Source organism: Amycolatopsis sp. w19 (assembly GCF_051373225.1).
Classification (GTDB): Bacteria; Actinomycetota; Actinomycetes; order Mycobacteriales; family Pseudonocardiaceae; genus Amycolatopsis; species Amycolatopsis japonica.
The window spans coordinates 61206-74200 of record NZ_JBPQFM010000020.1; the positions used below are offsets into that span (position 1 = coordinate 61206).

A 12995-nucleotide genomic window follows, 5' to 3' on the forward strand; every position below is an offset into this window, starting at 1 on the left:
GCGTCCCCAATGCGACATTGGGAACCCCGCCCCCGAACCCGAAGCGCCTTCACTTACCCACAGCACTTGTCCACAACCATCCCCACCTGTGGACAACTCCCGCCACCAGCCCTTTTCCCCCTCCACCCCCGGTAAACTGGACTCGGGGACGCCCCCCTGGGAAGGGCGGGGGGTGGGGTAGGGAGCGAAGCGCGTGTCAGCCCTGGCGCAGGGTGGTGACCATGGCTTCGACGGCGATCCTCGGCTTCACGTTCAGGTCGATCGCCTCGCGGCATTCCAGGACGGCTTCGAGCCGCCGCAGGATCGAGTCCGGCGCCCACGCGGAGGCGGCCTGCGAGATTTCCGAGGCGTGGTCGGGATGGTTCAGCGTCGCGCCCGCGCCGCTCGCGGTCACTAGCACGTCCCGGTAGAACGCGGCCAGGTCCACCAGCGCGAGGTCGAGGGTGTCCCGCTGCGTACGGGTCGCGCGGGACTTCTGACGCTTCTCGAGCTGCTTCACTGCGGCTTCGGCGGCGCGTTTCGCCCCGGCGACACCCTTTCCGGTGCCGTCGCCGCCCATCGCGGTGCGGAGTTCGGAACGTTCGGCCTCGTCGCGGACCTTGCTCTCCTCGCCCGCGTCGGCCTCCGCCGCGCTGATCAGCTGATCGGCGCAAGTGAACACATCGGACGGCCGCCGCAGGCCGAGCGGGATCCGCAGCACCGTCGCCCGCCGCTGCCGCGCCGCCTCGTCGGTGGCGAGCCGCCGCGCGCGGCCGACATGTCCACTGGAGACGGACGCGGCCCACCGCGCACGCTCGGGCTCGATACCGTCCCGCTCCATCAGCACCTGCGCGATCGCCTCCGGCGGCGGCGTCCGCAACGTGACCAGACGGCACCGCGAGCGGATCGTCACCGACACGTCGTCCGGGTGATCCGACGGCGCGCACAGCAGGAACACCGTGCGATCCGGCGGCTCCTCGACGGCCTTCAGCAACGCGTTCGACGCGCCTTCGGTCAGCCTGTCGGAGTCCTCGATGATCACCACCTGCCACTTCCCGGTGGTCGGGCGGCGGGCGGCGGCCTGCACCAGCGAACGCATCTCGGCGACCGAGATCGAAAGGCCTTCCGGCACGACGAGCTTGACGTCCGCGTGCGTCCCGGCCATCACGGTGCGGCAACCGGGGCATTCGCCGCAGCCGGTGCCGGTACTGCACTGCAACGCCGCCGCGAAAACCCGCGCGGCCGTCGAACGCCCCGAACCCGGCGGACCGGTGATCAGCCAGGCATGGGTCATCGCGCCGGGCGCGACCGGTTGGTTGTCGATGATCCGGGCGGCCGCCGTCGACGCCGAAGAAAGCGTGCGCGCGGCGGGCTCCTGGCCGACGAGCTGCTTCCAGACACCGATCAGCACAGGGGCTTCCGTCACTTCGCTTCGACCTTCTCCTCCGCCGGAGCGAGCCCGGCGAGCCTGCCGACGAGCACCGCGCGGATCGCGGTCCGCACCCGGTCGCCCACTTCGTCCTCGGTACCTTCCGCGTCGACCACGACATACCGGTCCGGGTCTGCGGCGGCCATCTCCGTGAGCAGATGCTGCACCCGCCACTGCGCGTCCAGCGACTCCGACTTCCGCATCACCGTGCCGGGATCGGCGTCGAGCAGGATGGTGATGTCGGGCCGCAGCCTGCCGGTCGCCCAGTCCGCGAGCCCTTCGAGTTCCTGACTGTCCAGTCCGGCGACCGCGGACAGATGCGCCAGCGGCGAGTCCACGAACCGTTCCATCACCACGACGGAACCGGCGTCGAGCGCGGGCTGGATGTCCCGTTCGACGATGTCCGCCCGCACCGCGGCGGCGGCCAGCGCCTGCGCCCGCGCACCGGACAGCGAAGCACCGGAGACCAGCTTCGCGAGCCGCTGATCGTCCAGCGCCGGGTCGGCGGCCAGCACGACCGGACGCGTACCCGCACGCAGCCATTCGGCCAGCCGCGCGGCCTGCGTCTCGGTGTTGATCGCCCGCGTGCCTTCGAGCGCGATCAGCAGGCCGTTCACGCGACGCGGGCTGCGGCGCAAGGCGTTGCGGAGATCGGCGAGGATCGGTTCGGCCCGCCGGTCGTCCATCTGCCGGTACGCGAAGATGCCGGCGAGCAGCGCGAGGATGCCGCCGCCGACCATCACCGGCCGCGTGCCGTCGATGGTGATCGTGCCGCCCCACAGCTCGACTTCGGTCGTCCGGACCGCGCTGATCAGCACTGGCACCAACACCGTCGAGCCGAACAACACGATCTTCATCAGCGACTGGTAGATCGCGTTGATCCGGCCGCGGATCGAGTCCTCGATCCGGGAACCGATGATCGTGACACCGGTCAGGAACGCCGTCCCCGCCCAGACACCGACGGCCGCGACCGCGACCAGCGAAACGGCGAGATGCGGCGACAGCGCCACCACGACGAGACACAGGCCCGCGGCGACGATCGAGATCCCGAACAGCCGGTCGTGCGCGAGCCGACGCGCGAGCTTCGGGGCCACCGCCATACCGGTGGCGAGCCCGAGGAAGACGGCCAGGACGAGCAGGTTGAACGCCGCGTCACCGGCGAGCAGGCTGGACGAGTACGGCTTGGCCGAACCGATCACCGCGCCACCGGCGGCGAAGGCGCCGAAAGCACCGATCATCAATCCGCGCACCAGCGGCGTCGTCCGGACGAACCGGGCGCCGTCGGCGATCATCTGCCGGAAGCCGAACTTCTCCTCGTCGGCAGGCTTGACCTTGGGCTTCTCGACCGCGTGGACGTTGCGCAGCGACAGCTCGGGGATCCGGGTCGCGATCACGATCGCGCTGGTCAGGTACAGCAGGCCGGTGATGACGACGGCGACCTTGGCGATGCCGAGCTGGGCGTCGCCCTGGAAGAAGTGGAACGTGGTGTTGCTACCGGTGAGCACGGCGTTCGCCCCGGCGGCGGTGATCACCGCGAGGCCGTAGGTCATCACCATGCCGAGCTGGTTGGCCGTCTCGACCTGGTCCGGACGGCGCAGCAGGTTCGGCACCGCCGCGTCCTTCGACGGGATCCACATCATCGAGCAGCAGCCGACCAGGAAGTTGCCGACGAACACCCACCACGGGGTGCCGACGAACGCGATCGACAGCAGGAACCCGCACCGGCCGAGGTCGCAGAGCACCATCACCTTGCGCCGGTCGAAGCGGTCGGCGAGCAGCCCGCCGAGCGGGGCGAACAGCAGCCCCGGCAGCAGCGACGTCAGCACGACCCCGACGAACGCGAAGTTCTGCGCGGCGTAGTTGTCGGTCAGTTTGGTGACCAGACCGGTCAGCGTGAGGAGGTTCAGCCAGTCCGCGACGCTGCACAGATAGGAGACACCCCAGATCCGGCGGAACGGCTTGATCGCCAGCACCCGCCGCACCCGGTGCATGGTGGAAGCGTCACGTCCCGACGGACCACTCGTGCCCGTCTCGGGCACCGACTGCACGCCCTCGCTGATACGCCCACCCCACTAGTCACGCGGCGCCGGGGTTGCGACCCGGGTCAACACCGGGTACCCCGACCGTAGGGCCAGGGTATCCCGATGGGTGACGTCTGGACGGACGGCCCCGTCCGGCGCTATCCGCCGGACGGGTTACCCGAAGATCCCCGCGATGCTGTTGAACAGGCTCGCGAGCAGCTGGATGGCGAGGACCGCGAAGACGATCATGAGGGCGATCGCGATCATCACGCCGGCGGTGTTCGACGACGGTTTGCCGAGCCTCGGCATCTGCATGGAACGCTTGGCGCGCCGAACTTCGACCTCGGCCTCCTCGTCGACCTCGACCGGCTCTTCCGGCTTCAGCCGACGGGGCTGGCGGATCAGCTGAGACGGCCTCGACGGCCAGGTTCGCTGCTGGGGCAGGATCCCGATCGGCGCAGCGCCTTGCTCACCCACCGTGCTGACGACCTTGGCGGGCGACGGGACCGCGGTCTGCTCCGCGCCCGGGCTTTCGGCGGGCTGGTCGTCCGCGAGCATGGCCGCGCTGACCATCCTGCTCACCACTTCGGGGTCGTGCTGGACCGGTCCCGGCACCTGCACGCGGACGTCGTCGGCTCCCGCCGACGGATCGGATGGGGCCGTCGTGCCGGTCGTGACCAGCCCGGACAGCGGGTCGGCGAACGTGTCGCCCGGAGGATCTGCCTGAGTGCCATCGCCTTTCACGAAGTCGGGGGCATCGAAGAAGGGAGTTCCGCCCTTCCTGCTCATGGTGACCACCTCACTACGGAATGTCCTCTGCTTCCAGGGTAACCACCTCGGCCCGCCGCACATCCGCCCAATGGGCCAGATAAATGTCACGCGCCGCGAGGCTGATCTTCACATCCTCCAGCAAAGGCTCGAAGAAAGAACGCCGGTACCGGGCATCCGTCGCGGTCGATGCGGCGAAGTACAAACCGGAGAAAACGGCGAGGAAGACGGAGACGTTGACGAGTGCGGAACTCACCGGAAGGGGGACACCCAGCAGTGTCCCCGGCGCCGATTCACGGCCGGCGAACTCCGTCACGACCTCCGGGCTGAGGATCAGCACCCCGAACACGACGAAGAACGCGAACACCAGCACCCCGAACGCCACGATCTGCACCGCTTGGGCGAAGAACAGCACCAGGGCGATGTTCAGGCGCTCGGTCTTCGTCAGCGCGCGCCTGCCAGGTGGCTCGGTGTCGTCGTCGAACGGCGTGCCGCGCAGGACGGTCGCGCCGGGCTCCACGGTCCAGGACTTCAGCTCCTTGATCTCGTCGGACAGCATCGACGCCAGGAACACGGCGCCGATCAGCACGAGGAAGCCGACCACCAGCCACAACCGGCCGGGGGTCAGCCGTTCCACCGCCTGCCACAGTTCGGCGGTGAAGAAGCTGAACATCACCACCAGCAGGAGCAGCGGCAATGCCCGCGACGCGAGCGTGCCGATGGCCCTGACCTGAGCGACCGCGCTCCGTGCCGCCCAGGTGAGGATCGAGCCGACGCCGATCCGGACCAGGAACATCAGCACGGCCAGCGCGACCAGGTTGGTGAGGATGGCGACCCACAACGGGTTGTCCCACGACACCAGCCCGGTGAGCCGCTCGCCGAGCGGCAGCACGAGCAGCCAGAAGCCGATCGTCGCCGCCATGACGGCCAACCGGACTCTGGTGCGGCTCAGCACGCGAAGCAGCTTCGCCATCAGCCGTCCGGCGATCACCGGCACCACGACCACGGCGAACGTCAGCGCCAGCACGCCGAGCACGTAACCGACGCCGCTACTGCGCATCCGGGCGGCGAGTACGTCCTCGGGGACGTCGAGCAGCTTCAGCAACGCGGCCAGCAGCAGGTCGAGCAGGCACAGGAACACCAGCCCCGGTGTGGACCGGCGCAACATGCCCGCACCGCGCCTCCGCCGGTGGATGACCATCGGCAGCCCTCGCCGCCGGAACCACGCGTCGGCCGCGCGCCGGTCCAGGTCCATGCCCGCCCTCCCCAGTCGTCATCGCCCAAGGCGGCGGCTACGTCCGGCTCAAGTCCACCGCCTCGTGCAGCCAGCCCGCCAGTGCCCGGCGGTCCATTCCACCGAACATCAGCCACCCTTCGGAAGGGGCGGCGTACAACACGAACCTCCCCAAATCGTTGTCGACGATCACGAAGCCGTAGTCCGGGTACTCGGCGTTCAGCCCGCCGAAGGCGACCAGATCGAGGATCGCCGTGCCGGTGCGCGGACGGTTCAGCGTGTCGGCGACCAACCCGACCTCCTCTTCCTGGCCGGGCAGCGGCACGCCGTGCTCGTCGATCCTGATGCGCATCGGCTCGGTCTCCCCGGCGGGGACATGCGGGAGCCCGCCGAAGACCCGGGCCCCCAGCTCGCCGAAATCGCTGAGGCTGAACGTGGTCCGCCGCCCCGACCGCATCCGCCAGACGACCGCTTGATGCCCGTCTCCGTAGCAATCGACGCGCACCGAGCGCGGCGCGGAGGCGAAGACGCCGGTGAGGACGCCTCGCACAGAGCCGCGCAGCATCACGCCGTGCATCTGGACCGCGGCCGGATGGATCTCGCCGTTCTCCATCAGCCCGGCCTCTTCGAGCATCGCCGCCTTGGCCGCGTACCGCTCGGCCTGGGTGACGAGATCCGCCGGCTCGTCGTAGGACGGGCACAGACGGCGGATCTCGTCGTCGGTGATCTCCGGGTCGTAGCCCAGGTACACGCTCCGCCGCTCGGGCACCGCGCGCAGCACCGGCTCGGCGGCGCGCCTCATCAGTTCCTTCACGGTCGCCGGTTCACGCATGGTTCTGCACCGCCTTCACGATCCATTGCTCGGCCGTCGACCGGCTGGCCGGGCCCCAGGTGAGCGTCCAACGGCCGTCGCCGTCCATCGCCGCGCTGAACTGGTACCGGCCGAGGTCGTTGTCCACCAGGCCGAACGCGCCGTGCGGATACTCGGCGAGGATGGAGTTCCGCACCGCGAGATCGACGAGGACCGTGCCGTGCCGCGGCCGCGAAGCGCCTTCACGGATCACCTCGACGGCCTCGCGGGCCCGCAGCGGGATCAGCCCGCCGGCGTCCGTCACGATGCGCACGGTCTCGCCGGTGCCCGGCGGATGGTCGGGCAGGCCGTCGAACACCCAGCCCGGCAGCGCGCTGAGGAAACCGGACCGCAGCCGCGCTCGCCTGCCGAGCTTGTTCAGCACCGTGGTGTAGTCCTCGTCGCCGAAGAACCGGACCTCCCACGGCTCCGGACGCGACGGGAACACGCCGGTCACCACGCCGCGGATGAACCCGCCGCGCAGCGCGCGATACAGCCCGACGGCCTCGGGCGTGACCTCGCCGCCGGGGGCCAGCCCGATGGTCGCCATCCCGCTCACGAACCGGGTGTACTGCTCCACCTCCTCGGCCAGGGTGAGCCCTGGAGTCGGCTCCTCGTCGGCCAGCACCGGCGGCACGGCGAGCTCCGGGTCGTAGAACTCCATCACCGAGGGACGCTCCGGAACCTCGGCTGCCAGCGGGGCGATGACCTCGTCGATGACGTCGAAGACAGCGGTCGTTGAAGTGCTCACCTGACCATTGAACACCCTGGTACCGACAATTTTTAGAACTTTTGTTCGAACGGGTGAGGTCGTTCGGCGAACGGTCGGCGAGCGGTTTCCGGTCGACGGATTTGCCCGACTGAGACGTTCACCGAGAAGGCGGGACGGGCACGGATCGTGGCCGCGGCCATCGAGACCGATCGCGGAGCTCGGCTACACCCACGCGTCGTTCGCCCGCATCGCGAAACAGGCCGGACTGTCGAGCGCAGGCTCGTCTCGTACCACTTCGCGAGCAAGCCGGTGTTCCTGCTCCGGCACCCCGGAGCCGGATCCCACCACCTACGGCGACCGAACTCGTGACCCTGTTCGAGCTTGGATGCAATGAACGGTCCGTTACTTGCAAATTTTGCAAGTAACGGACCGTTCATAGAGCTCTAAGGGAGCTACTTCGTCTTCGTGGCCGTCGAGCGCGTCGAAGGCTTCTTCGCCGCTGTCGACTTCGCCGCCGTCGACTTGGTCGCGGTGGTCTTCTTGGCCGCGGTCGTCTTGGTGGCCGCCGTCTTCGACGCCGCCGGCTTGCGCGCCGGGGCCTTGCGCTTGGGCGCCGGGCCCTTCGCGCGCTTCTCCGCCAGCAGTTCGGCGGCACGCTCGGCGGTCAGCTCCTCGATGCTGTCCGACTTCCGCAGCGTCGCGTTGTACTCGCCATCGGTCACGTACGGACCGAAGCGGCCGTCCTTGACGACCATCGGCTTACCGGACACCGGGTCGTCGCCCAGTTCCTTCAGCGGCGGCTTCGCGGTCGCCGACCGGCCACGCTGCTTCGGCTCCGAGTAGATCTTCAGCGCCTCTTCGAGCGTGATCGAGAACAGCTGGTCCTCGGTGGTGAGCGAACGCGAGTCCGTGCCCTTCTTCAGGTACGGCCCGTAGCGCCCGTTCTGCGCGGTGATCTCGTCGCCGGATTCCGGGTCCTTGCCGACGACGCGCGGCAGCGAAAGCAGCTTCAGCGCGTCTTCGAGGTTCATCGTCTCGATCGACATGGACTTGAACAGCGAACCCGTCCGCGGCTTCGGCTGCTTCGCCTTCGCGGCCTTCTTCTGCGCGGCGGTCGCGCCTTCGGGCAGCGGCTCCGGCTCGGGCAAGAGCTCGGTGACGTACGGGCCGAAGCGGCCTTCCTTCGCCACGATCTCGTGTCCGCTGACCGGGTCCTTGCCGAGCACGCGGCCTTCCTGCGGCGTCGCGAACAGCTTCTCCGCGATCTCCTTGGTCAGCTCGTCCGGCGGCAGGTCCTCGGGCAGGTTCGCCCGCTGCGACGTCCCGTCCACCTCGCGCTCGAGGTACGGGCCGTAGCGGCCGACGCGCACGACGACGGTGTGCCCGTCGGCGTCGCTGAACAGCGGGATCGAGTTGATCTCGCGGGCGTCGATGTCCTCGACACCCGAGCCGACCAGCTTCTTCAGCCCGCCGAGACGGCCGACGGAACCGTCGACACCCATGTCGCCGCCGAAGTAGAACTTCGACAGCCACTGCGTCCGGTGCTCGTCCCCGGCGGCGATGCGGTCGAGCTCGTCCTCCATGCCGGCGGTGAAGTCGTAGTCGACAAGCCGCTCGAAATGCCGCTCCATCAGGCCGATCACGGCGAACGCGACCCAGGAGGGCACCAGCGCGGAACCCTTCTTCCACACGTAGCCGCGGTCCTGGATGGTCTTGATGATCGACGCGTACGTCGACGGGCGGCCGATGCCCAGCTCTTCGAGCTTGCTGACCAGGCTCGGCTCCGAGTAGCGCGCCGGCGGCGACGTGGTGTGCCCGTCCGGGCTCAGCTCGGTCGCGGTCAGCGCCTGGTCCTTGACCAGCTGCGGCAGACGGCTCTGCTTGTCGTCCGCCTCGCCGCCGCTTTCGGTGTCGACGGCCTCGACGTACGCCTTGAGGAACCCGGCGAAGGTGATCGTGCGGCCCGACGAGGCGAACGTGCACTCCTCGCCGCTGGTGGCCGTGCCGACGATGCGCACCGACATCGTGGTGCCCTTCGCGTCCGCCATCTGCGACGCGATCGTGCGCTGCCAGATCATCTCGTAAAGGCGGTACTCGTCGGTGTCCAGATCCTTCGCGACCTGGCCCGGCGTGCGGAAGACCTCACCCGAAGGACGGATCGCTTCGTGGGCTTCCTGCGCGTTCTTCACCTTGCGGGTGTACTGGCGCGGCGACGGCGAGACGTATTCCTTGCCGTACAGCTGCGTCGCCTGGCTGCGCGCCGCCGAGATCGCCGACTCCGACAGCGTCGTGGAGTCGGTACGCATATAAGTGATGTACCCGTTCTCGTACAGCTTCTGCGCGATCCGCATGGTGCGCTCGGAGGTGAACCGCAGCTTGCGGCCGGCCTCCTGCTGCAGGGTCGAGGTCATGAAGGGCGCGTACGGCTTGCGCGTGTACGGCTTCTCCTCGACGCTCGCGACCTTGAAGTCGCGGTTCTTCAGCGCCTCGGCCAGCCGGACGGCGTCGGCCTCGGCCAGCACGCGGATCTCGTTGTTCGAAGCCTTGAGCTGCCCGTCCGAACCGAAGTCACGGCCCGTGGCCAGGCGGGCGCCGTCGACGGCGATCATCCTGGCCGGGAAGTTACGGGGGGACGCCTCGGCACCGGCGTCCATCGTCGCGGAGATGTCCCAGTACGACGCCGAGGTGAAGCGCATGCGCTCGCGCTCCCGCTCGACCACGATCCTGGTCGCCACCGACTGCACGCGGCCCGCCGAAAGCTTCGGCATGACCTTCTTCCACAGCACGGGCGAGACCTCGTAGCCGTAGAGCCGGTCCAGGATGCGGCGGGTCTCCTGCGCGTCGACGAGGTCTCCGTCGAGCTCACGGGTGCTGTCGGCCGCGGCACGGATCGCCTGCTCGGTGACCTCGTGGAAGACCATCCGGCGCACCGGGACCTTCGGCTTGAGGGTCTCCAGCAGATGCCACGCGATGGCCTCGCCCTCACGGTCGGGGTCCGTGGCGAGGTAGAGCTCGTCGACGTCCTTCAGCAGGCCCTTCAGCTCCGTGACCTTGGACTTCTTGTCCGGCGTGACGACGTAGAGCGCCTTGAAGTCGTTGTCGACGTCGACACCCAGCCGCGCCCACGACTCGCCCTTGTACTGGGCGGGCACGTCGGCCGCGCCGCGGGGAAGGTCGCGGATGTGTCCGACGGAGGACTCCACGACGTAGTTACCGCCGAGGTACGGGGCGATCTTGCGGGCCTTGGTCGGCGACTCGACGATCACCAGCCGACGACGGCCCGCGCCGTCGTCCGACGCCGCGGTCTTCTTCGTCCGTGCTCCTGCCACGCTGTCCTGCTCTCCGCTCATCTTCGGCGCCTTCGCGCCGCCTCTCGACCCGTCAGTGTGCACGCTCGCACCGCCTGGACCACGGCTAGGTGGCGCAACACGCCGCCGATCGTGTGTCCAGCGCATCGCCGCTGACCTCGTCGATGTTTCCTTTCAACACCTAGCACGTGATGTCGGACACGTCCGCCTGGGGTCCCGCGTGACGGGGTGAACACCCTCCGTTCGACGGTGGTGACACCGTGGCCGCCAACGCTTCACTTGATGTCCACGCCGACCCGAAAGGACTCCACGTGACCCGACGACTCCTCGGCACACTGTTCGCCATGCTGACCGCGTCCGCCCTGGTCGGAACCGCACCGGCGGAAGCGGCCACGACCACCTTCGCCGGAACGGTGGCGTTGTCGAACTGCTCCGGGTCGGTGGTCAAACCGCCCGAGGCGAGCCTCGACGACCCCGCCCTCGTCCTTTCCAACGGGCATTGCCTGCAAGAAGGTTTCCCGGACCCCGGGGAAGTAATCGTCGACAAGCCCTCGTCACGGACGTTCAGCCTGCTGTCCAAGGACGGCCGCTCGTCGCTGGGCACGCTCAAGGCGAAGAAGCTGCTCTACGCCACGATGACCGACACCGACGTCTCGCTCTACCAGCTCAACACCAGCTACGCCAAGATCAAGTCGACCTACGGTATCGCCCCGCTGACGCTCTCGCCCACCCGTCCGTCCGCGGGTATCGCGATGGACGTGGTCTCGGGATATTGGAAGAAGATCTACTCCTGCAACATCGACGGCTTCGTCCACGAGCTGCACGAGGCGGACTGGGTCTGGAAGGACTCGATCCGGTACACCTCGGCGTGCAAGACGATCGGCGGGACCTCGGGGTCGCCCATCATCGAGACCTCGACCGGGAAGGTCGTCGGCGTCAACAACACCGGCAACGAAAGCGGCCAGCGGTGCACGATGAACAACCCGTGCGAGGTCGACGCGGCCGGGAACGTGACCGTGCGGCAGGGCATCAACTACGGGGAGCAGACCTACCAGCTGACCTCCTGCCTTTCGCACAGTGAACTCGACCTCGCGAACCCGAACTGCCGGGCACCGAAACCCTGACCTTCCTCCTCACCGAGTGCCATGAAAGGTCCTTTCCTTGCGAAATTTGCAAGGAAAGGACCTTTCATGGCGTTCAGGCGGGCGGCGGCTGATCGCGGGTCTGGTGGAGCGTGAGCGGAGGCGTGACTCGCGTGATCAGGGACGTGACTCGCGTGACTGGAGGCCGCACTCGGGTGTTCCGCCTCTGATCACGCGAGCTCCGCCTTCGATCACGTGAGTCACGGCTTCGATCACGTGAGTGCGGTGAACCGTCCTCACCACGCACGAGGGTCAGACGGCGCGCACCACCGGAACCAGGCTCGGCCAGGCGGGCTCGGCGCCCGCGGGCGCGTCCCCGATCAGCTCGAGGACGTGCGCCAGCCGCCGCCGTCCCGTGACCCGGAGCAGCGCGTCTTCCCCCTTCTGCACTTTGGCGGGCACGCCCAGCCGCGCCAGTGCCTCGATCAGCAGCTCGTGCGTCTCCGGCGCCGACGGATCGAGCGCGAGCAGGTAGCCGTTGCCCTGGGGACAGCCCGCCGCCAGCGCCCACATCCTCAACATGGCCCCGTCGAGCCGGAAGCCTTCCGGCAGGACCTTCTCTTCACCACGGTTCCACCGCCGCTCCAGGGGCAGCAGATCGACCCGGAACGGCGTTCTCACGAGCGGCCGCCCGCATTCGGCGGCCGAGACCTGCGCCTGGACGCCGCGCCGACGGCATTCCCTGGCGAGGGCACCCGCTCGCCACGGCTCGTCGACCACGGCGGACAGCCGCCCGGCCGTCCGCCCGAAGCCCGTCATCCGCCCGGGCCCGCACAGCACCCCGGCGAGGTCGGCGAGCACCGGCCCGCTCGCCTCCGCCGAGAAGAGCGAGATCGTCCCGTCCACCCGGACAGAATAGAACACAAGTTCGACTCATGGCCAGTGATCGGCCGATGACTCAGCGAGGTTGTTTCACCAATTCCTGGCAAACCGGGATCCGGCTGCTCGCCGCGGCGAGCTGAGGGACGTCGTTAAGGCCCCTGAGAAGGTCAAGGCGGTCCAGTTCGTCGAGCGAGGTCCTGGCGTCGCGAAGCGCGGTTTTCGTCGCCTCGGGATCGGCTGAGGAGTCGAGACGCTGGCGGACGTCATCGGCGCGGGCGCGGATGCCGCCGAGCTGCGCGACGGCGGCCGTCCGCGAGGAGTCAGCGCCGGCGACCGGTGCCGGGCCGAGGTTCTCGAGCGCGGCAGAAGTGCGGTCCAGCCCTTCGACCACCGAGAGCATCAGCTCGCTGGAAGTACGCGAGGCCTGCTGCGGCGTGCTCGGATCGACGCTGGGCAGCGCCGCCAGCGTCCGGACGAGTCCGCCCGCCGCGCCGCAGTACGCCTCCGCCCAAGCGGAGGTGGGGTCGGCCTCCGACGCGCTGACCGTCGCGAGACCTTCTTGTCTGGCGTGGGAAGTCACCGCGGGCTGCTGCCCGCACCCGGCGAGGCCGAGTCCGATACCTGTTGCTAGCGCGGCAAGGACGGTGAACCGCGGCCGCACGAAAACACCTCCCGACCTGACGACTTCCCGGCTGGACCCCGACGGTACCGATACCGGGGGGCAATGCAA

At 68.9% G+C, this 12995-nt stretch carries 10 protein-coding genes; 1 reads left to right on the plus strand and 9 read right to left on the minus strand.

The genetic code is table 11. The features are described from left to right. Positions 1-196: 196 nt before the first annotated feature. The 7 genes from ACSMFO_RS31245 to topA form a co-directional block, all read right to left on the minus strand. Entirely contained in the window at positions 197-1405 is a 1209-nt protein-coding gene (locus ACSMFO_RS31245) for a DNA polymerase III subunit delta' (protein WP_038520937.1), read from the minus strand. Continuing rightward, positions 1402-3456, minus strand: a complete 2055-nt coding sequence (locus ACSMFO_RS31250) for a bifunctional MFS transporter/dTMP kinase (RefSeq protein WP_037335156.1) — start codon at positions 3454-3456, stop codon at positions 1402-1404. Before ACSMFO_RS31250 ends, ACSMFO_RS31245 begins: the two co-directional genes overlap by 4 nt. Positions 3457-3603: 147 nt before the next feature. Next, entirely contained in the window at positions 3604-4218 is a 615-nt protein-coding gene (locus tag ACSMFO_RS31255) for a hypothetical protein (RefSeq protein WP_436461476.1), read from the minus strand. A gap of 13 nt (positions 4219-4231) precedes the next feature. Beyond that, the gene (locus ACSMFO_RS31260) at positions 4232-5452 is read right to left on the minus strand and encodes a hypothetical protein (protein ID WP_436461477.1); all 1221 of its coding nucleotides are present in this window, start codon (positions 5450-5452) and stop codon (positions 4232-4234) included. A gap of 37 nt (positions 5453-5489) precedes the next feature. Next, positions 5490-6263, minus strand: a complete 774-nt coding sequence (locus tag ACSMFO_RS31265; protein ID WP_016337828.1) for an ESX secretion-associated protein EspG — start codon at positions 6261-6263, stop codon at positions 5490-5492. Next, the gene (locus ACSMFO_RS31270; protein ID WP_038520950.1) at positions 6256-7047 is read right to left on the minus strand and encodes an ESX secretion-associated protein EspG; all 792 of its coding nucleotides are present in this window, start codon (positions 7045-7047) and stop codon (positions 6256-6258) included. The genes ACSMFO_RS31265 and ACSMFO_RS31270 overlap by 8 nt, the downstream gene beginning before the upstream one ends. 398 nt (positions 7048-7445) lie before the next feature. After that, positions 7446-10343: a type I DNA topoisomerase gene (gene topA, locus ACSMFO_RS31275; RefSeq protein WP_436461478.1), complete on the minus strand. Its 2898-nt coding sequence runs from the start codon at positions 10341-10343 to the stop codon at positions 7446-7448. Between the two features lie 269 nt (positions 10344-10612). Between topA and ACSMFO_RS31280 the strand changes: the two genes are divergently transcribed. Continuing rightward, on the plus strand, positions 10613-11425 hold the full coding sequence (locus tag ACSMFO_RS31280; protein WP_038520957.1) for a S1 family peptidase: 813 nt from the start codon (positions 10613-10615) through the stop codon (positions 11423-11425). A 270-nt stretch (positions 11426-11695) separates the two neighbouring features. Here ACSMFO_RS31280 and ACSMFO_RS31285 read toward each other — a convergent pair whose 3' ends face one another. Together ACSMFO_RS31285 and ACSMFO_RS31290 are read right to left on the minus strand one after the other, a co-directional pair. Next, positions 11696-12307, minus strand: a complete 612-nt coding sequence (locus tag ACSMFO_RS31285; RefSeq protein ID WP_436461479.1) for a hypothetical protein — start codon at positions 12305-12307, stop codon at positions 11696-11698. A gap of 34 nt (positions 12308-12341) precedes the next feature. Further along, positions 12342-12926, minus strand: a complete 585-nt coding sequence (locus tag ACSMFO_RS31290) for a hypothetical protein (protein ID WP_038520961.1) — start codon at positions 12924-12926, stop codon at positions 12342-12344. Positions 12927-12995: the final 69 nt, after the last annotated feature.

Coding starts and splice junctions, on each gene's coding strand:
- ACSMFO_RS31255 (WP_436461476.1), bottom strand. CDS start 4,218: ATGAGCAGGAAGGGCGGAACTCCCTTCTTCGATGCCCCCGACTTCGTG.
- ACSMFO_RS31260 (WP_436461477.1), bottom strand. CDS start 5,452: ATGGACCTGGACCGGCGCGCGGCCGACGCGTGGTTCCGGCGGCGAGGG.
- ACSMFO_RS31265 (WP_016337828.1), bottom strand. CDS start 6,263: ATGCGTGAACCGGCGACCGTGAAGGAACTGATGAGGCGCGCCGCCGAG.
- topA (WP_436461478.1), bottom strand. CDS start 10,343: ATGAGCGGAGAGCAGGACAGCGTGGCAGGAGCACGGACGAAGAAGACC.